This is a genomic window from Pantoea sp. Cr_R13, from assembly GCF_029222565.1.
Lineage (GTDB): Bacteria > Pseudomonadota > Gammaproteobacteria > Enterobacterales > Enterobacteriaceae > Pantoea > Pantoea eucalypti.
Genome location: NZ_JARHXL010000003.1, coordinates 225,434 through 244,392, shown reverse-complemented (window position 1 = coordinate 244,392; position 18,959 = coordinate 225,434). Strand labels below are relative to the sequence as shown.

19 protein-coding genes are annotated in these 18,959 nt (G+C 55.0%); 7 read left to right on the top strand and 12 right to left on the bottom strand.

The features are described from left to right. Positions 1–491 precede the first annotated feature (491 nt). The 5 genes from P2R09_RS02260 to mntR form a co-directional block, all read right to left on the bottom strand. Positions 492–2,021, bottom strand: coding sequence for an efflux transporter outer membrane subunit (locus tag P2R09_RS02260; protein WP_275766737.1), 1,530 nt, complete (start codon positions 2,019–2,021; stop codon positions 492–494). A gap of 1 nt (position 2,022) precedes the next feature. Next, positions 2,023–3,591, bottom strand: a complete 1,569-nt coding sequence (locus tag P2R09_RS02255) for a DHA2 family efflux MFS transporter permease subunit (RefSeq protein ID WP_003850509.1) — start codon at positions 3,589–3,591, stop codon at positions 2,023–2,025. Beyond that, a complete protein-coding gene (locus P2R09_RS02250; protein WP_003850510.1) occupies positions 3,588–4,733 on the bottom strand; it encodes an HlyD family secretion protein in 1,146 nt (381 codons plus the stop codon). Before P2R09_RS02250 ends, P2R09_RS02255 begins: the two co-directional genes overlap by 4 nt. A 149-nt stretch (positions 4,734–4,882) precedes the next feature. Next, complete coding sequence (locus tag P2R09_RS02245) at positions 4,883–5,992, bottom strand: SLC13 family permease (RefSeq protein ID WP_275766732.1); 1,110 nt, start codon at positions 5,990–5,992, stop codon at positions 4,883–4,885. A gap of 20 nt (positions 5,993–6,012) precedes the next feature. Beyond that, complete coding sequence (gene mntR / locus P2R09_RS02240) at positions 6,013–6,471, bottom strand: manganese-binding transcriptional regulator MntR (protein ID WP_003850512.1); 459 nt, start codon at positions 6,469–6,471, stop codon at positions 6,013–6,015. Between the two features lie 252 nt (positions 6,472–6,723). On the opposite strand from mntR, the gene P2R09_RS02235 reads away from it, so the two are divergent. Beyond that, a complete protein-coding gene (locus tag P2R09_RS02235) occupies positions 6,724–6,915 on the top strand; it encodes a hypothetical protein (RefSeq protein WP_275766729.1) in 192 nt (63 codons plus the stop codon). 236 nt (positions 6,916–7,151) lie between these two features. Here P2R09_RS02235 and ompX read toward each other — a convergent pair whose 3' ends face one another. After that, positions 7,152–7,664: an outer membrane protein OmpX gene (gene ompX / locus P2R09_RS02230; protein ID WP_008925816.1), complete on the bottom strand. Its 513-nt coding sequence runs from the start codon at positions 7,662–7,664 to the stop codon at positions 7,152–7,154. 368 nt (positions 7,665–8,032) lie between these two features. Here ompX and rhtA point away from each other — a divergent pair, with 368 nt between their 5' ends. From rhtA to glnQ, 5 genes are all read left to right on the top strand, one after another. After that, a complete protein-coding gene (gene rhtA / locus P2R09_RS02225; protein ID WP_003851733.1) occupies positions 8,033–8,947 on the top strand; it encodes a threonine/homoserine exporter RhtA in 915 nt (304 codons plus the stop codon). Between the two features lie 324 nt (positions 8,948–9,271). Beyond that, positions 9,272–9,775 carry a DNA starvation/stationary phase protection protein Dps gene (gene dps, locus P2R09_RS02220; protein WP_003851735.1) on the top strand — a complete coding sequence of 168 codons (504 nt, stop codon included), beginning with the start codon at positions 9,272–9,274 and terminating at the stop codon, positions 9,773–9,775. A 320-nt stretch (positions 9,776–10,095) separates the two neighbouring features. After that, on the top strand, positions 10,096–10,842 hold the full coding sequence (gene glnH, locus P2R09_RS02215) for a glutamine ABC transporter substrate-binding protein GlnH (protein WP_275767264.1): 747 nt from the start codon (positions 10,096–10,098) through the stop codon (positions 10,840–10,842). A gap of 78 nt (positions 10,843–10,920) precedes the next feature. Next, positions 10,921–11,580 (top strand): glutamine ABC transporter permease GlnP, encoded by a 660-nt coding sequence (gene glnP, locus P2R09_RS02210; protein WP_003851740.1) that lies wholly within the window; start codon positions 10,921–10,923, stop codon positions 11,578–11,580. Next, positions 11,577–12,299, top strand: coding sequence for a glutamine ABC transporter ATP-binding protein GlnQ (gene glnQ / locus P2R09_RS02205; RefSeq protein WP_003851741.1), 723 nt, complete (start codon positions 11,577–11,579; stop codon positions 12,297–12,299). Before glnP ends, glnQ begins: the two co-directional genes overlap by 4 nt. Before the next feature lie 75 nt (positions 12,300–12,374). Here glnQ and rlmF read toward each other — a convergent pair whose 3' ends face one another. Further along, on the bottom strand, positions 12,375–13,307 hold the full coding sequence (gene rlmF, locus P2R09_RS02200) for a 23S rRNA (adenine(1618)-N(6))-methyltransferase RlmF (RefSeq protein ID WP_275766720.1): 933 nt from the start codon (positions 13,305–13,307) through the stop codon (positions 12,375–12,377). Between the two features lie 141 nt (positions 13,308–13,448). On the opposite strand from rlmF, the gene P2R09_RS02195 reads away from it, so the two are divergent. Next, entirely contained in the window at positions 13,449–14,081 is a 633-nt protein-coding gene (locus P2R09_RS02195; RefSeq protein ID WP_275766717.1) for a flavin reductase family protein, read from the top strand. A gap of 3 nt (positions 14,082–14,084) precedes the next feature. Here the strand turns inward: P2R09_RS02195 and hutH are convergent, their stop codons facing one another. The 5 genes from hutH to P2R09_RS02170 are packed head-to-tail and all read right to left on the bottom strand — an operon-like array spanning position 14,085 to position 18,715. Continuing rightward, a complete protein-coding gene (gene hutH, locus P2R09_RS02190) occupies positions 14,085–15,590 on the bottom strand; it encodes a histidine ammonia-lyase (RefSeq protein ID WP_275767262.1) in 1,506 nt (501 codons plus the stop codon). 8 nt (positions 15,591–15,598) lie between these two features. Beyond that, entirely contained in the window at positions 15,599–16,393 is a 795-nt protein-coding gene (locus P2R09_RS02185; protein WP_275766714.1) for an ATP-binding cassette domain-containing protein, read from the bottom strand. After that, the gene (locus P2R09_RS02180; protein ID WP_275766712.1) at positions 16,386–17,126 is read right to left on the bottom strand and encodes an ABC transporter permease subunit; all 741 of its coding nucleotides are present in this window, start codon (positions 17,124–17,126) and stop codon (positions 16,386–16,388) included. Before P2R09_RS02180 ends, P2R09_RS02185 begins: the two co-directional genes overlap by 8 nt. Positions 17,127–17,134: 8 nt before the next feature. Then, positions 17,135–17,854, bottom strand: a complete 720-nt coding sequence (locus P2R09_RS02175) for an ABC transporter permease subunit (RefSeq protein ID WP_003851749.1) — start codon at positions 17,852–17,854, stop codon at positions 17,135–17,137. Between the two features lie 12 nt (positions 17,855–17,866). Then, positions 17,867–18,715: a transporter substrate-binding domain-containing protein gene (locus tag P2R09_RS02170; protein WP_275766709.1), complete on the bottom strand. Its 849-nt coding sequence runs from the start codon at positions 18,713–18,715 to the stop codon at positions 17,867–17,869. Positions 18,716–18,959 lie beyond the last annotated feature (244 nt).

Below are 18,959 nucleotides of genomic sequence, written 5' to 3'. Positions count from 1 at the left end.
CTGCCCTACCTTAAATAGTGCAAAATTATTACCGCTCGCGTGTTTTTTTTTAATTATCCGGGAGCGTGCAGCCAGCCCTTTTTTAACGGTGAGATTTCCAGCAGCGTCAGATTATTCGTAGCCCAACCGGCTGTGCAATAACTGCAGAGTCTGGCTCCGCCTGGTGAATGATCACGTGCTCTCACCTTAACAGCCGTAAGTTGCATTAAAGAATCGTCAAAGAAATAAATTCAGAAAGGTGACACGGCTCAGAATCCAGGATGGCCGGTAACGTAAAAATAATTGCCGGTCAAAAGCGCTGATAATATTCCTGCTAAGACTAGCCGTTTATTTCCTGCAGTCCGGACCGGACGCGTTGGGGCTGCGATGTATGCTAATTCAACGGCTTAGACCATTAAGATTCACATTGAGTGGGTGAGAACCCTTTACTTAACGCGATTAAAAGGGAGAGATAAAGCGGTCACTGCGCACAGGCAGCGACCGCGAAAGGATTAATTCGCCTGTGTGGCCGGACCAAATACCGGATATTGCGGCATCTCAACGTTCTGATACGTTTCCCATCCGCCGCCCAGCGCTTTATAAAGCGCCACTAAATCCAGAGCGCTCTGCATCCTTGCCTGAGTCGCCTGCTCCTGAGCCTGTGCCAGTTGGCGCTGCGCATCCAGCACGTCAAGGAAGGTCGAAAGCCCCTGGCGGTAACTGTCGCTGGCGAGGTTAAAGGCCCGCTGCAGGGCGCCGGTCGTCTCATCCAGCGCAGTCACGCGCTGCTGGTCGGCGCGATAGCTGACCAGCGCATTCTCGACATCCTGCAACGCCGTCAGCACAGTTTGACGGTAATCCAGCGCGGCGCTGGCCTGCTGCGCCCGCGCTAACTTCACGCTCGATACCAGTTGTCCACCCTGGAAAATCGGGATCGAAAGCGAGGGGCCATAACTGTAGAAATGGCTGCTCCAGTTATCCAGATAACTGGCGTCAGTGTTGCGGACGCCCAGCTGTCCGGTCAGCGACAGGCTTGGGAAGAGCTGCGCAACAGACACGCCAATCTCCGCGGTTTGTGCATGCAGCGTCGCTTCAGCCTGGCGAATATCAGGACGACGACGTGCCAGCGTAGAGGGAATACCAACCGGTACAAACTGCGGCAACGGCGGTAAGGCTTTAGGTGTACTGAGTTCAGCATCCAGTGCGCCCGGTGTTTTGCCAAGCAGCACCGCTAATCCGTTCATCGCCTGCCGTGCCTGCGATTGATACTGCGGAAGCTGGGCCTGAAGCGTGCTGAGCTGGGCACGGGCATTTTCTACATCAGTTAACGGAGCCAGACCATTACGCTGCTGACTTTGCGTCAGCTCGGTCGTCTGCTGCGCCACATTAATCTGCTCCTGCAGAGTCTCAACGGTGCTCTGCGCGCCTCGCAGCTGCAGCCAGGCTCGCGCAACTTCAGCCTCCAGTGAGACCAGCGCATCGTTACGCTGCTCTATCGCTGCCTGCTGCTGGGCATTGGCTGCCTCAACCTGACGGCGAACTTTGCCCCACAGGTCAAGCTCCCAGCTGGCATCGAAGCTGCCCTGATAGAGGTTAACCGGCTGGGTCAGGCCATTGAGCTGGCTGGCCACGCTGCTGTCGAGTTGATCGGTGGCGCCATTGGACTCAAGCAAGCCTTTCAGGCCGAGCTGCTGACGGGTGACTTTGGCCGAACCGCTCAGACTGGGGAACAGGCTGCCCTGGGCCTGCGTCAGCTGTTCACGCGCACCCGCAATCCGCAGCACTGTCTGCTGCAGGCTCAGGTTCCCCGCTATCGCCCGCTCAATCAGGCTGTCGAGCTGCGGATCGTTAAAGCTCCGCCACCAGCGGGAATTAATTGCGGCGTTTTGTGGCTTTGACGCCTCCTGCGAATCCAGCGTGTTGTAGCTACCCGGCACGGCAGGTTTCGGTGCCTGATAGTCAGGCCCGACAGCGCAGCCCGCCAGCCCCAGGGCCAGCAGTAAGCTCAGGGGTTTCAGGCGATGAGTATAAAAAACCTTCATGTTAGTGTGCTCCTGCACTGCCTTCGCTCTTGATAGGCGACAGCAGCCAACAAAATGGAATCAAAATCAGGGCGACAATACTCAGGCCTGAGAAGACATCGATGTAAGCGAGAATACGCGACTGCGCAATCATCTCCTGATAGAGCTGACCGGTTGCCAGCGTAATGGGATCGCCCACCGCCGAAGTGAAGTCGCGTATCGCCTGCGCCCAGTGCTCAAGCGTAATATTGAACGGCTCGTTAAGCGGCGTCATGTTGTGCACCATATGCGCCGACCGCGCCTGTGCGCGCTCGGTAATGGCCGCGGTCGAGAGCGAGATCCCAATTGATCCGGCCACGTTACGGAACATGGTAAAGAGCGCGGAGGCGTCCGCGTTAAGTCGCTGAGGAATGGTGACAAAGGCAATCGTAGTCAGCGGAACAAACAGGAAACCCAGCCCGATCGACTGTGCGCTACGCATCATCACCAGCGTTTTGAAATCGACATTCGGCGTCAGGGTAGCAGAATAGAAAAACGCCATGGCCAGACAGCTGAAACCAAAGGCGATGATGTATCGCGTCTGCACAATCGGCATCAGTTTCAGCACCAGTGGAATGGTCAGCACAATAAGCACCGCGCCGGGCGACAACACCAGCCCTGACCAGGTGGCGGTATAACCGAGATCCTGCTGCGCCAACTGTGGCAACACCACAGAACTGCCATACAGAATCATCGCCATTCCCGCCATCAACAGCCCGGCCACCCAGAAGTTGCGGTCTTTCATTACCAGAATATCGACCACCGGCTTACGCGCATACATCAGCCAGTAAATGGCGCCAACGATGCCAACCAGCGCCAGAACAGCGAACAGTACGATAAAGTGCGAAGCAAACCAGTCCTCATCTTCTCCGCGATCCAGCATCACCTGCAGACACCCCAGGCCTAAGGTAATGAGGCTGATCCCGATGTAATCGATCTTCAGCTTACCTTTGGCCCACTTACGCTCCCACGGTGGATCTTCCAGCAGCTGATAGATTGCCAGCACAGTCAGCACGCCCACCGGAATGTTAATAAAGAACACCCAGCGCCAGCTGTAGTTGTCAGTGATCCAGCCACCCAATGTCGGGCCGATAACCGGCGCGACGATAATAGCGATGGAGGAGAGACCAAATGCCTTGCCGCGATCTTCTGCCTTGAAGTAGTCCAGCAGCACGGACTGCTGAACGGGCTGCAATCCGCCACCAAAAAAGCCCTGCAGCACGCGGAACAGAATGATTTGCCAGAGTTCAGTGGCGATGCCGCACAGGAACGAGCAAATGGTGAACATCACAATGCAGATCAGGAAAAACTGTTTACGGCCAAACAGCCGGCTGAAGAACGCAGAGATAGGCAGCACAATGCCGTTCGCCACCAGATAGGAGGTCAGCACCCAGGTTGACTCATCATAACTGGAGGAGAGCGAACCGGCGATGTGCGGCAGCGCCACGTTAACGATAGTGGTGTCGAGGATCTCCATAAACACCGCCAGCGTCACCGTGATTGCCACTAACCACGGATTACTGGCCGGTTTCCAGCTCTGCGCCGTACTCATTCCACTGTTACCTCGGGTTCAACGGAGAGACCCAGCGGCAGCGGATGGTTCGGATCCAGGCCCTTGTCGATAACGATTTTCACTGGCACACGCTGAACGATTTTCACGTAGTTACCGGTGGCGTTTTCTGACGGGAAGGTCGAGAAGCGTGAGCCGGAGCCCATCTGAATGCTGTCGACGTGTCCTTCCAGCTTCATGTCCGGCCAGGCATCAACGCTGATTTTCACTTTATCGCCAGGATTCATGCGTTCCAGCTGAGACTCTTTGAAGTTCGCAGTAACCCAGATGTCAGGCGAAACCAGCGAGAACAGAGAGGAACCGGCCTGCACCAGCGTGCCCAGCTGAACGTTACGCTTGGTGATAAACCCGTCATAAGGCGCGCGAACCTGGGTATAGGAGAGATTAAGATCGGCCGTGCTTAACTGTGCTTTCGCCTGCTCAACCTGTTGCTGGCGCGCTTCAACATTGGTCTCCTGCTGACGAATCTGCAGGGCAACCTGTGAAGCGACTTCAACCTGGGCTTTCGCACTCTGTAACTGTGCCTGCGCCGAACGTAGCTGCGCAGACGCGCTGTCGATATTACGCTGGCTGGTCGCACGTGGATCGACGCCACGCTGGCGACGATAATCCGCCTGCGCATTCAGCATATTGGCTTCTGCTTTCGCCTGATCGGCCAGAGCCTGATCGCGCTGAGCCGGATACTGTACTTTTGACAGCGCCAGCTGGGCCTGCGCCTGATGCAGTTGTGCAACGGCTAACCCGAGCTGCGCGTTAGCCTGTTCACGCTGGGCACGGTTGTCGCTGGGATCAATCTCCACCAGCAGATCGCCCTTCTTCACCCGCTGGTTATCTTTAACCAGCAACTTCACGACATAGCCGGACGCTTTAGGCGCAATAGTAACGGCATCGCCTTCGGTAAAGGCGTCGTCGGTGGTTTCGATATTGCGGGTAGATAACCAGAACCAGAGACCGACAATCAGCATAATCACCACCACCACCGCCAGAATAATCAGCGGCTTTTTACCGGGGCGTTTACGCTCAGGCTGCTGGTCGTTGTCCTGATTTTCCTCTGACTGACGGTTTTGATCCGTCGTGTTTTCTGCGTCCTGCTGATGTGGATCGCGTTGATTGTTCTCGCTCATAGTTCCCATCACTGGCTAAGGCCCTGATTCCGGGCATAAAGGTCCTGTTAACCTTATATCGGAAATTGACAAAATCCAGTGCAACTTTACGAAACTTGAGGAATGCCGCACATCCTGCCACCTGACAGCGATAGCAGGATGTATCGGGCCTAATTGAGCAACCGCAGCAGTAGCCAGCCGCTGGCCATTGACCAGGCCAGCAAAGGAAGGGAAAATAGATGAAATTGCCACCATACGGCACGATCTTTCGCCATACGCAGAGCAATCAGGTTAGCCAGTGAACCTGGCAGCAGACCAAATCCACCGATGTTAACCGCCCAGGCGAGCACATCGGTTGGCGGGACTTTTTGCAGCAGCAGAATCGTCGCCGGGACATTGCTGATCACCTGTGACAGACCAATCGCCAGCAGATAGAGCTGCCCCTGGCCGAAATGCGCCACCGCATCAAAGTGAGCCTGCATCACCGGCAGACGTGTCAGCAGGAAGACGTCAATAAACATGGCGATAAACACCGCCAGCAGGCTCCAGTCGATACGTTGCAGCACCGGACGCGCCATTATCATAAAGGTGGCGAGGATAACCAGCAGTATCCAGCCGGTGATTTCCAGCTCCAGACCGGCGATAAACAGCAGGTATAACACCACGCTGACAATAAACAGCGGCTTCTGCCACTCCGGCTGCTCCGGGTTGTCATGTTTATCAATCGTCCGCTTTGAAAAGCTAAACCAGGTCAGCACGACCAGGCTCAGCAGCAGCCAGGCGGCCAGCGGCAGCATCTGCACAATGAATGCAATAACGCTGAGCTTGCCGTGACTCCACAGCAGAATGTTTTGCGGATTGCCGACCGGCGTCAGCAGCGACCCGGCATTCACTGCCAGCGCCTCGAAAATGATCAGTCGCGAGATAGGTAAATGAGAGAACTTCCGCAGCGTTAATGTCAGCGGCACCAGAATAAACAGCGCGACATCGTTGGTTAAAAACGTGGAGAGCAACGCGGCAGCCAGCACCATAAATAGCGCCAGCGCACGTTCGTGCCGGAAACGCGCAATCAGGCGTCCTCCCAGCACGTCAAAGTAGCCGCTGGTTTCCAGCCCTTTGGTCAGAATCAATAACCCGGTGAGTGTGATAATGGTATGCCAGTCTACGGCTCCGGGCAGATCGGCCCAGCGGAAATCCGCCAGGAATGCCAGAACTACACCAATCACGATTAATAAATGCAAAATTGAGTCATGCAAAAAAGATCGAAGCAGTTGTGGCATGGTGAGGGTACGCCTTAGCGTTAACGGGTTTCGGAGAACTTCTTAAATACAGCCAGAGTTTCATCACTGACGTGATGTTCAATACCTTCTGAATCGCGTCGGGCCGTTTCGGGACTGATCCCTAACGCCAGCAGAAAACTTTCAACAATATGATGACGGGCGCGGCTCTCCTCTGCCAGCTTCTCCCCTTCGCTGGTCAGGAAGACACCGCGATAAGGGACCTGCTCCACCAGCCCGGCACTGCCAAGTCGTTTCAGCATTTTAGCCACTGTCGGTTGCGAAACGCCCAGACGGGCCGCCATATCGACCTGACGAGCTTCGCCAAATTCACCAATTAAATCAGAGATTAACTCAACGTAGTCATCAATTAACTCCCGACGATGCGCTTCACGCACCTGCCGAAAACCTTCGACATGCTCTTCAATATCTTTCAGTGGTCCTTTCGGCGCAGAAACCACGCTTTTAGCACGACGACTCATTCAGCTTCCTCATTATTAATTCCCGTACTGACGCTGCTGTACGGATTTAGCTGCGCTCATTGTAAACCAGCCACAAAGAAGCTCAAATTTTTCGTCATTAGCCTTGGCTAAACGATATAGCCAGTGCTATATTTGTTGATAATGTAAGCAGCCAACGCATGATCCCTGATGATCTTCTGTTGCTCTGGTGATGATGACGCTCTCACCCCACGCTGCTGATTACCGCGTCGACCAGGATTGGGAGGTAATTCTATGAGCACTCTGAAATGTTGCTTTGATTGCAGCAAATGCTTCCAGACAGAGAAGAAAACAACCACGGAGTTTAAATCCTGGCTGTGCCTGCTGACGCGTTCCCCTTTCACACTGCGTCTGATGCTGATTGAAAAACTGCTGGGCCATAAGCCTGCCGAACCTCGCTGTCCGAATCTTATCTGGCGCGGCTAATACCGATTCAGAGCCTTTTTGCCTGCGGTTGAAAGGCTAACGTCCCTCTGTTTGTTCTCTTTGTTATTTCCCCTCATAAGAAACTGCCCTGAGGCTGGAAGGGGCATGCCTGCAAATCAGCGTCTGCCAGAGAATGAGACGGGATACCGACAGGTAAGTCGGGGTAGCAGGTAAAATCAGCACAATAAAAAACGGCCCACAAGAGGCCGTTTTTTTGCAGGTCAGCTAAGCTAAACTTAGAAGCTGTAACCTACGCCAGCAATCCAGGTACCGACGTCAACGCTACGGATACGGCTCTGCTCGTAACCAACGTCAAGTGCGATGTCCTGCATTGGGTTAAACTGCATGCCTGCGCCGTAAGAGAAGCCTACGTCGCTGGTGTCAGTTTTATCACGTGATGCAGTTTCGTTGCCCTGGTATTTACCATAGCCGATACCTACAACACCATAGATGCTTGCCCAGTCGTTCAGACGGAAAGCTGGACCACCGGTCACACCGTAGTACTGGCCTTTGTTGTAAACGCCATCTTCGGTACGATCTTTTTCAGTGTAGGTGAATGAACCGATCCAACCCAGTGGGTTAGAACCGTCTTCGTAGCGGTATTTCAGGTTGAAGCCGTTAGCTTTGTTCGCTACGCCCTGATAATCGCTCTGAGCATAACCACCAGTTACGGTGCTCTGTGCCATTGCTGAACCTGCAGATACTGCCAGTACACAGGCTAATGCTGAAAGACATGCAATTTTTTTCATAACCACCTCAAATGTGAAAATACTTCTCTCCTGACAACGCTGAAAATATAACAAAAAATAGCGAGAAACTCTGCCCGGATTTTGTTGTCTAACAGAAAGTTTGGTGTAACAGGACGTTAATGCGACATACTATGTCATTCATTTTTCTTATAAAATCCGTCATCTTCCTGCAATAATCTTTTTGTGCTCAATTTGCCCTTTAAGTTAATTCCTAAAAAAACCTGACATTTCTTTACCAAAATGGCACTGATTTTGGCCAAAATTTGCGCAGTTAAGGCAAATTAAAAACGCTGACTCATGATTTTTTGCCTGACATTTCCTTTACACTGGCCCACTCGTTACGTTGATGACCAGGAAAAGTACACAGGATGTCTGCCTCTCCCGCTTCTAAAAATCTTGCGCCAATCGTGTTGCCAATTGCCGTACTGCTGATTGCGATGCTGTCGCTGCAGGGCGGTGCTTCTCTGGCAAAAAGCCTGTTCCCTTCTGTTGGTGCAACGGGAATCACCGCGCTGCGTCTGGGCTTTGGCACCCTGATACTCTGTGTCATTTTTAAACCCTGGCGTTTACGCTTTAGCCGGGAACAACGTCTGCCTTTGCTGATGTATGGTCTGGCGTTGGGCACCATGAACTTCACATTCTATCTGGCGATTCGAACTGTGCCGCTGGGCGTGGCGGTGGGACTGGAGTTTACCGGCCCACTGGCGCTGGCGCTGTTTGGATCGCGCAGACCACTGGATTTTGTCTGGGTGCTGCTGGCGGTAATTGGTTTGTGGTTCCTGCTGCCGTTTGGGACAGGGATGACCGCGATTGATCCATTGGGCGCAGCACTGGCCGTGAGTGCGGGTGCCTGCTGGGCAATCTATATCCTGGCGGGGCAGCGGGCAGGCGCAGAACATGGTCCTGCGACAGTGGCTATTGGTTCGCTGATTGCTTCGGTGATTTTTGTGCCGCTGGGGCTGACGTTTGCAGAAAGTGGCATCTGGACATGGGCCGTAATGCCGATCGCATTGCTGGTTGCCCTGCTCTCCAGCGCGATACCCTACTCACTGGAGATGATCGCCCTTACCCGCTTACCGGCGCGCATTTTCGGCACGCTGATGAGTCTGGAACCCGCCATGGCCGCTTTTTCCGGCATGCTGTTTTTGGGTGAAACGCTGACCGGGCTACAGTGGCTGGCGCTACTGGCGATCATCATCGCTTCGGCAGGGTCAACGCTAACCATGCGACCGAAAAAGAGCCAGTTAAGCAGCGTGGAATTATCAGATTCTGGTCAGAAATAAACGCCTTAGCCTGCCTTTGTGGTGGGCTAAATAACAATCATGCTCATCATGAGAATTATTCTTAACCATCCCCTGTCCATGCTCTGACTATTTTGAAACAGACGCTTACCTGTTATTTACATGTAAAATTAACGCATTGATTTAATTGATTAAATCCAGTTTTTTTTATTTTAACATTGCATTAACTTCGTCTGTGCCTTCCCGCTTTTAATAAAGACCTGCACTATCTCATCTATCGATAAAGTCGTTTCTGCAAAGCTGAAAAGCGCTGCTATACTTATCCGGTACTTGATTAGGACAACCATCAAAGAGAGGACTGAAACGATGAGTACCGCTAAACTGGTTAAAACTAAATCTGCTGACCTGATTTATACCCGTAATGACGTGGCCGAAGATGAGAAGAAAGCCACCATCGCGGTGTTGAACCGTCTGGTAGTCGAGTTTATTGACCTGTCATTGATTACTAAGCAGGCGCACTGGAACATGCGCGGTGCTAACTTCATCGGTGTACATGAAATGCTGGACGGCTTCCGTACTGCAATCACCGAGCATCAGGACACCATTGCTGAGCGTGTGGTACAGCTGGGCGGCGTTGCACTTGGCACCACGCAGGTTGTTAACGATACGACGCCGCTAAAAAGCTATCCGCTGAATATTCACAGCGTTCAGGATCACCTGAAAGCGCTGGCAGACCGTTACAGCGTCGTGGCTAATGATACCCGTAAAGCCATTACTGAAGTGAAAGATGAAGATACCGCTGACATCTTTACTGCGGCATCACGTGACCTGGACAAATTCCTGTGGTTCATCGAAGCCAACATTGAATAAAACTCAATGCAGTCAATCAGGCGGGGAAACCCGCCTTTTTTACGTCTGCGTTACCGCATTTTTATGACCCTGTTAACAGTTCTTCCTTCCTTCGCTTCACAGCCTTAACATCTGAGGCACACTACCGCTTGCACCAAAACAGCCACCTGCACCAAAACTGAGCACTAAAATGGTGCAAAGGCAGAATTAACTGCAAAATCGTGTCAGCTATGTTATTTAACTCTCTGATTTCGCGAAATTTGCAAAGTTGGCATAATTATTTCATATGACAAGCCGCAAACGCAGGCCCTGCCGCCTGGTAGTAAAAAAAAGGAAAAATGATGAAGTCACTGTTAAAAGTTTCTGTGGCCGCGCTGGCGCTGGCCCTCTCCCTCTCTTCCACTGCAGCAGATAAGAAGCTGGTTGTCGCTACCGATACCGCCTTTGTTCCGTTCGAATTCAAACAGGGTGACAAATATGTCGGCTTTGATGTGGATCTGTGGGATGCCATTGCGAAAGAGCTGAAGCTGGATTACACCCTGAAGCCAATGGACTTCAGCGGCATCATCCCTGCACTGCAAACGCGCAATGTCGATCTGGCCCTCGCAGGCATCACCATTACCGAAGAACGTAAAAAAGCGATCGAGTTTTCTGATGGCTATTACAAAAGCGGTTTGCAGGTAATGGTGCGTAACAATGAAAACGACATCAAAGGCATCAGCGATCTGAACGGTAAAGTGGTTGCTGTGAAAAGCGGCACCGGCTCTGTTGAATACGCAAAAGCCCACATCAAATCTAAAGACCTGCGTCAGTTCCCGAACATCGACAGCGCCTACATGGAGCTGGGCACCAACCGTGCGGACGCCGTGCTGCATGACACGCCAAACATTCTTTACTTCATCCACACCGCCGGTAAAGGCCGCTTTAAAGCGGTAGGCGATTCGATCGAAGCGCAGCAGTATGGTATCGCCTTCCCGAAAGGCAGCGACGATTTACGTGAAAAAGTAAACGGCGCACTGAAAACCCTGAAAGAGAACGGCACCTATAACACGCTCTATAAAAAATGGTTCGGCACCGAACCTAAATAATAATTTGCCCGTTATCTGATTTCAGCAGGGAAACTTTTTCCCTGCTTTTTTCCATCGCAACATATCTGGAGTGACACCATGGAGTTTGACTGGAGCGTCATCTGGCCCGCCATGCCAGCGCTGCTTGAAGGCGCTAAACTGACTTTAATAATCTCTGTTATTGGACTGGTTGGCGGCCTTTTTATCGGGCTGATTGCCGGTTTTGCCCGCGCTTATGGCGGCTGGATCACTAATAACATCGCACTGGTGTTTATCGAAATTATCCGCGGCACCCCTATCGTGGTGCAGGTGATGTTCATCTACTTTGCTCTGCCGATGGCGTTCCCCGACCTGCGCATTGATCCCTTCAGCGCAGCGGTAGTGACCATCATGATTAACTCTGGCGCTTATATCGCGGAGATTACGCGTGGTGCCGTGCTGTCGATTAATAAGGGCTTCCGCGAAGCCGGACTGGCGCTTGGCCTGTCGAGCCGTGAGACGCTGCGCTACGTGATTATGCCGCTGGCGCTGCGCCGTATGCTGCCACCGCTGGGCAACCAGTGGATTGTCAGCATCAAAGATACCTCGCTGTTTATCGTTATTGGTGTGGCTGAACTGACGCGTCAGGGTCAGGAGATTATTGCCGGTAACTTCCGCGCTCTGGAAATCTGGAGCGCCGTCGCGATCATCTATCTGGTGATTACGCTGGTGCTGAGCTTTGTGCTGCGCCGCATTGAGAAAAGGGTGAAAATCCTGTGATTGAATTTAAAGATGTCTCCAAGCATTTTGGCCAGACCCAGGTGCTGCACAATATTGATCTGAAGATTAACCAGGGCGAAGTGGTGGTGATTATCGGCCCATCCGGTTCCGGTAAATCCACCCTCTTACGCTGCATTAACAAGCTGGAAGAGATCACCAGCGGCGAGCTGATTGTTGATGGCCTGCGCGTGAATGACCCGAAAGTTGATGACCGCCTGATTCGTCAGGAAGCGGGCATGGTATTCCAGCAGTTTCATCTGTTCCCACAGATGAGTGCGCTGGACAACGTTGCCTTTGGTCCTATCCGGGTGCGTGGCGCCAGTAAAGAAGCGGCACGCCAGCTGGCGCGTGAGTTGCTGGGCAAAGTGGGCCTGGCAGAGCGTGCACATCATTTTCCGTCTGAGCTGTCCGGCGGCCAGCAGCAGCGCGTGGCGATTGCCCGTGCGCTGGCGGTTAAGCCAAAGATGATGCTGTTCGATGAGCCAACCTCAGCGCTGGACCCGGAACTGCGTCATGAAGTCCTTAAAGTGATGCAGGATCTGGCGGAAGAAGGCATGACGATGGTGATTGTGACGCATGAAGTGGGCTTTGCACAGAAGGTCGCATCGCGCCTGATCTTTATTGATAAAGGCCGGATTGCAGAAGATGGCGATCCTGACAGCCTGATCAGCAATCCACCCAGTGACCGTCTGCGCGAATTCCTGCAGCACGTCTCCTGATCAAAACGGGCCGCTTAGCGGCCCGTTTTTTTATGCCCCGGGCCGCAGTAATAGCGTGCCTGCACCGGGAAAACCCTAACTTCCCAGACGACTCAGCAGTTTGCTGCGCTGGGCCGCATGCATAAAACTCCACGCCAGAAAGCGGCTCTGTTTCTGACCCTGGGCCATGTTCACCACCCGCACTTCAGCAACGTCGAGCGCCTGCAGCTGTTTTTCCAGTGCCGGCAAGTTCTCTTTGCGCGACACCAGCGAGGTAAACCAGCCGATCTGACGCCCCAGCGCCACGCTCTCGGCGATCATCTTGCCGATAAACGCCTTTTCGCCACCGGGATACCACAGCTCATTGTGCTGACCGCCAAAGTTAAGTGGCGCACTCTTGTCCAGTCCGAGATTGCGGACCTTGCGCTGCGAACCGGCCACTGCCTCATCTGGCGACGCGTGGAACGGCGGATTACACATCACCGCGCTGAAGAATTCCGTTTTGCTGACCACACCCGCCAGCACCGCATCGTTGTTTTTCTGACGACGCAGACGGATCTGGCGCGTCAGGCGTGGGTTGGCCGCAACGATGCGGTTAGCGGCTTTGATGGCGGCTTCATCAATTTCGGTGCCGGTAAAGCGCCAGCCATATTCTGCCGCACCAATCAGTGGATAGATGCAGTTTGCGCCGCAGCCAACATCAAGAATGTCCGCCATCGGGATAACGCCGTTGTTATCCAGCGCCAGCAGGTCGGCCAGGTAGTGCAGATAATCGGCGCGTCCCGGTACTGGCGGGCAGAGTGAGCCGGGAGAAAGCTGCCAGTCGATGTCGTAAAAGAGTTTGATCAGCGCCTGGTTCAGCAGCATCACCGCCTCCGGGTCCGCAAAATCCACGGACTTCACGCCATAACCATTAGGCCGGACTTTAGCCTTCAGCGGCGGATGAGCAGCGGTTAACGCGGCAAAATCGTATTCGCCCTGATGGCGATTGCGGGCGTGGAAGGGCGACGTGCTGGCTGACTTTTTCATACGTTCTCTCAATTATTCAGGCGCGCGTACAATACGCTGTAGGCGGCGGAAAATAAACCCGCACCATCCGCTTACCGCTTTCCGATTCCGTCGGGTGATGCTGTCGGGCTAAGATAAATAAAATCACCTGCTGGAGACGTTATGACCCGGAAACGCTATTCCTATGAACCCCGTGCTGGTCACGGTCTGCCCCACGATCCGCTCAACGCCATTATCGGACCACGACCAATCGGCTGGATTAGCTCTGTCAGCGCCAGCGGCCAGCGCAATCTGGCCCCTTACAGCTTCTTTAACTGCTTCAACTATCATCCGCCAATTATCGGTTTCGCCAGTAGCGGCTGGAAAGACAGCGTGCAGAACATTGCGGACACCAAAGAGTTTGTCTGGAACCTGGCTACCCGCCCGCTGGCCGAAGCGATGAACGAAAGTTCCGCTTCACTGCCTGCCGATCAGGATGAGTTCGCTTTTGCCGGATTAACCCCGCTGGCGGCATCACAGGTTGGTGCAAGTCTGGTGGCGGAAAGCCCGGTCAACTTTGAGTGTCGTCTGACCCAGCTGATTCAGTTGCAGGATGCCAGTGGCAATCTGGTCGACAGCTGGCTGGTGCTGGGTGAAGCGGTCGCGATCCACATCGATGAATCGCTGCTGGAAGCGGGCATTTATCAGACCGCGAAAGCCGAGCCGATTCTGCGCGCAGGTGGTCCCAGCGCCTATTACGGCATCAGCGAAACACAACGCTTTGACCTGGTCCGTCCGGACGCACGCCGCAAATAATCCTCACTCCACAAGCGCATCGGTCCGGTGCGCCCTTATCTGCGCCACCGCACGGGCGATGTCGGGCGCCAGCCAGCGATCCTGCTGCCAGCGCTCAACCTCCTGCCGCAGATGCTGCCAGGCGCGCCGCGTACCGGCTGCCAGCTGTGATTCACCGTGAAACTCCAGCGCCTGCGCCGCCAGCAGATATTCAATCGCGATGATGTGATCGACGTTGCTGACCAGCTTCAGCAGCTTTAACGCCGAACCGGTGCCAAGACTGATGTGATCCTCCTGTAATCCTGAGGTGACATAGTTGTCGAGTACCGCAGGCTGCGCCAGCTGACGGTTTTCCGCGCAGAGCGAGGCCGCGACGTACTGCGCAATCATCATGCCGGAATTGACGCCAGGCTCAGCCACCAGAAACGGCGGCAGGCCACTGACCAGCGGGTTTACCAGCCGATCCAGCCGTCGTTCGGCAATACTCCCCAGTTCCGCCAGCGCAATCGCCAGCAGGTCACAGGCCATCGCCACCGATTCACCGTGCGGATGTGACTGTGACACCACGCGCCACTCCTGCGGCGTGCCCAGAATCAGCGGATTGTCGGTACAGGCGTTGAGTTCAGTCTCTACCTGACGTGCGGCGTGATCAAACTGATCGCGGCAGGCGCCGTGCACCTGCGGCATCGACCGCAGACTCATCGCATCCTGAGTGCGGATGCCGACGCTCGCGTTCAGCAGCGGGCTGTCACTCAGCAACTGGCGCAGACGTTCACCACTGCGCTGTATTCCCGGGCTGGCCTTGAGTGCCAGCACCTCTGGATCAAACGCCGCCAGCTGACCGCGCAGCGCTTCAAAACTCATTGCGCCTGTCACATCCGCCCAGTCCAGCAGACGCTCAGCATCGTCCAGCGCCAGGCAGGCTAAGCCGGTCATGCAAGGCGTGCCGTTGACCAGGCTCAGTCCCTCTTTGGCACCTGGCCGGTAAGGCGCTAAGCCCGCCTGGGCCAGCGCCTGCTGCGCGGGCATGATTTCACCGTGCCACTCCACCTCGCCGATGCCGATCAGGGCCAGACCGATATGCGCCATGTGGGTCAGATAGCCCACCGATCCCTGGGACGGAACCTGAGGGGTAATCTGCAGATTCAGTAGCGCCAGCAGTTGCTGCACCAGCGCCACTGACACACCCGATTTGCCATGACTGTAGTTGGCAATCGCGGCACACAGAATGGCGCGCACCTCCGCTTTTTTAAGCACCGGCCCGACACCACAGGCATGGCTCAGTAAGGTATTGCGCGACAGCTGGCTCAGTTCATCTTCGGAAAGAGTAATGTTGCACAACGCCCCTAATCCGGTATTAATGCCGTAGGCTACCTGCCCCGCCGCGACGATGTTGCCGACGATTTCACGGCTCCGGGCAATTCGCTGCCAGGCGCTGTCGCTCAGCGTCAGAGTCGCGCCATGCCGGGCGACCTGCACCAGCTCCTGCCATTTAAGCGGACCATCGCCCCAGACCCGCATCTGACTCATGACGTCGCTCATACCACCGGATCCACCTGATGATGACTGGAAATAAACTGCTTAAAGCGCGCCGATCCCGCCTCGCCGAACATCGCCTCTGGCGTGCCCTGACAATCAATCGTGCCCTGATGCATAAACACGACCCGGTTTGAGACGTTGCGGGCAAAGCCCATCTCGTGCGTGACCACCAGCATGGTGCGCCCCTCTTCGGCCAGGCTGCGCATCACCTTCAGCACCTCACCCACCAGTTCCGGATCCAGTGCCGATGTCGGTTCATCAAACAGCATCACCTCCGGGTCCATCGCCAGCGCGCGGGCGATCGCCACCCGCTGCTGCTGGCCGCCCGAAAGCTGAGCGGGATAGAAGTCTTTGCGATTCAGCAGGCCAACCCGATCCAGCAGCTGTTCTGCCTGAGCGATGCAGGCTTTTTTATCGCGCTTCAGCACGTAGTGCGGTCCTTCAATAACGTTTTGCAGTACGGTGAGATGCGACCAGAGATTAAAACTCTGAAACACCATCCCCAGCCGGGAACGCAGCCGTTCAATCTGACGCGGGTTAGCCGCCAGCTGGTGCCCGCGTGCATGACGCTTCATCTCAATGGTTTCACCGCCCACGCTGACGACGCCAGAATCAGGCGTCTCCAGCAGGTTGATACAGCGCAGCAGCGTACTTTTACCGGAGCCGCTGGCACCGAGAATAGAGATGACATCACCCTGATGCGCCTGCAGCGAGATGCCCTTCAGCACCTCCATCGCGCCAAAGGATTTATGGATATCGCTGGCCGACAGCGTGACGGGTGGCAGTTCAGACATTTTTTTCTCCTCCGGGGATCGGCTTAGCGGCCGGTAACGGCTTTTTTTCCGGTTTATGAACCGGTGTCAGACGCCGCTCCAGCAGGGCATACAGTTGAACAATGATGAAGTTGAGGATCAGATAGATCGCCGCCGCACAGAGAAACACTTCCATGGTGCGGTAAGTACGCTGGATAATCTGCTGCGCGACCCCGGTGACATCCCACACCGTCACCAGACTCGCCAGCGCGGTTGATTTCACCAGCAGAATCGCTTCGGTGGAGTACGCGGGCAGCGCATAACGCAGCATCACCGGCGCGATAATGCGCCGCAGCAGCAGGCTGTGCGACATGCCGCATGCCATCCCCGCTTCCACCTGACCGGGCGGGACCGCCAGCAGCGCGCCGCGCAGGATCTCCGCTGTGTAGGCGGCGGTACAGAGGGACAGGGCCAGCACCGCGCAGGTAAAAGGCTCACGCAGAAATGGCCAGAAGACGCTGTGGCGGATCACCCCAAACTGTCCCAGCCCGTAATAGATCAGGAACAACTGAATCATCAGCGGCGAGCCGCGAAACACCAGAATGTAGCCGCGGGCAAATGCACTCAGCAGCCGCCAGCGGCTCATGCGCAGCGCCAGAATACCGACCGCCAGCACGCCCCCGCAGAGAAAGGCGCTGATAAACAGGCCGAGCGTGACCGGCAGCGCCGCGCTGAGTTTCAGGAAGGTGTCAGTAAGGAACGCAAAATCAATCATAACTCTCCTTAATGCTGTGCAGCGGTGCGGCTTTGCCAGGCGCGACCCAGACGGGATTCGGCGCGCAGAAAGGCGCGATTCGACAGCAGCGTCAGCAGCAGATAACAGGCTCCGCCCACCAGGTAAAAGGAGAAGTAGTCCCGGGTGGAACCGGCTGCTATCTGGCTGGCCCGCATGAGCTCGACAATGCCGGTCACCGATACCAGCGCGGAATCTTTCAGGCTCATCTGCCAGACGTTAGACAGGCCGGGCAGCGCATAGCGCGCCACCTGCGGCAACAGGATACGTTGCCGGATGCGCCAGCGCGGCATGCCAATAGCGACGGCGGCTTCGATCTCCCCTTTCGCCAGAGCCAGCCGCGCGGCGCGATAGACTTCAGCCTGGTAAGAGCCGGAGATAAGCCCGATCGCCAATGCCCCGATCAGAAACGGCGGCGCTTCGATAAAACCGTCTGCGCCAAACAGTTGTCCGATCTGCGTGATCAGTCCCGATCCACCGAAGTAGAACAGGTAGATCACCAGCAATTCAGGGATACCCCGAAAGATCACCGAGTAGCTTTCACCCAGCCAGCGTACCGCCCGGTGCGGGGATAACTTTGCGGCGGCCACGCCCGATCCCACCACCGCGCCGACCAGCAGCGCGCAAAACGACAGCAGCAACGTGGTCAGCGTGGCACTCAGAATCAACCGTCCCCAGCCGTCCGGGCCAAAACTCAGCAGGCTTATCATCAGTTACCTCACTCAGGGTGTGACGTCAGTTTTGAACCACTTCTCACTCAGCTTTTTCACTGTGCCATCGGCCAGCGCGGCTTTAATCGCCTGATCCAGCCGGGCTTTCAGATCGTTGTCGGCCATGCGTACACCCATCGCCTCGCCCTCACCCCAGATTGGGCCGCCCAGCTGAGGACCGCTGAAACTGAGGTTGCGGTTATCCGGTCGTGCCAGCATCGACTGCGCGAACGTCACATCGTCAAACACCGCATCAATGCGTCCGGCCTGCAAATCAAGAATCGCATCGGCTGAGCTGGTGTATTCACGCACATCCGCCACCCCTTTGAAGTATTTGTCGATAAACGGCGTATAGACCGTGCCAGAGGCGATACCAATAGTTTTGCCCTTCAGCGCGGCTTTCAGAGGTGCGATGGCAGGCTCAATGGTTTTTTCATCGTCGGTGAGTTTGATGATCTTGCTGTCAGCGGGCAGCAGTGACCCTTTTACCGTGATAAAGGTGGCGGGTGTTGAGGCGTAAGGCACGGTGAAATTCACCACTTTTTTGCGGTCGGGCGTAATCACAATCGCATCCATGATGACGTCATATTTTCCGGCATTCAGTCCGGCGATCATCCCATCCCAGTTCTGCACCACCAGCTTGCACTGGATCGCCATGCGCTGGCAGAGATCCGCCATCAGCTCCGGTTCGAAACCGCCCAGCTTGCCGCCCGGCAGGGTGAGGTTCCAGGGTTCATAACTGCCTTCAGTGGCAATGGTGATCGACTTCCACTCTTTAGCCTGGGCGCTGATGCCACAGAGCAGCAGACTGGAAACCAGCGTAGTAAGACATAAACGACGAAGAGTCAGAGGGTGTGTCATACGGTTCTCCTGAAGTAGCGGCCTGGTGATCGCCCTGATGAGATTTAACATAAATCTCACAAGATGATATGTCATGTATATACAAGTTAACGCAACGCAGTTCATTGCCGGCTTTTTCATTTTGTGAGCCAGACGGAATTTATTCAGATAGAGCACGCACTGCAGTACTTGTACATACAACCAAGCAAAGGTTATGCCAGCTCTGAAAAAGCGAAGAATGGAGGCGGTAGCAAGGGAGCAGCCA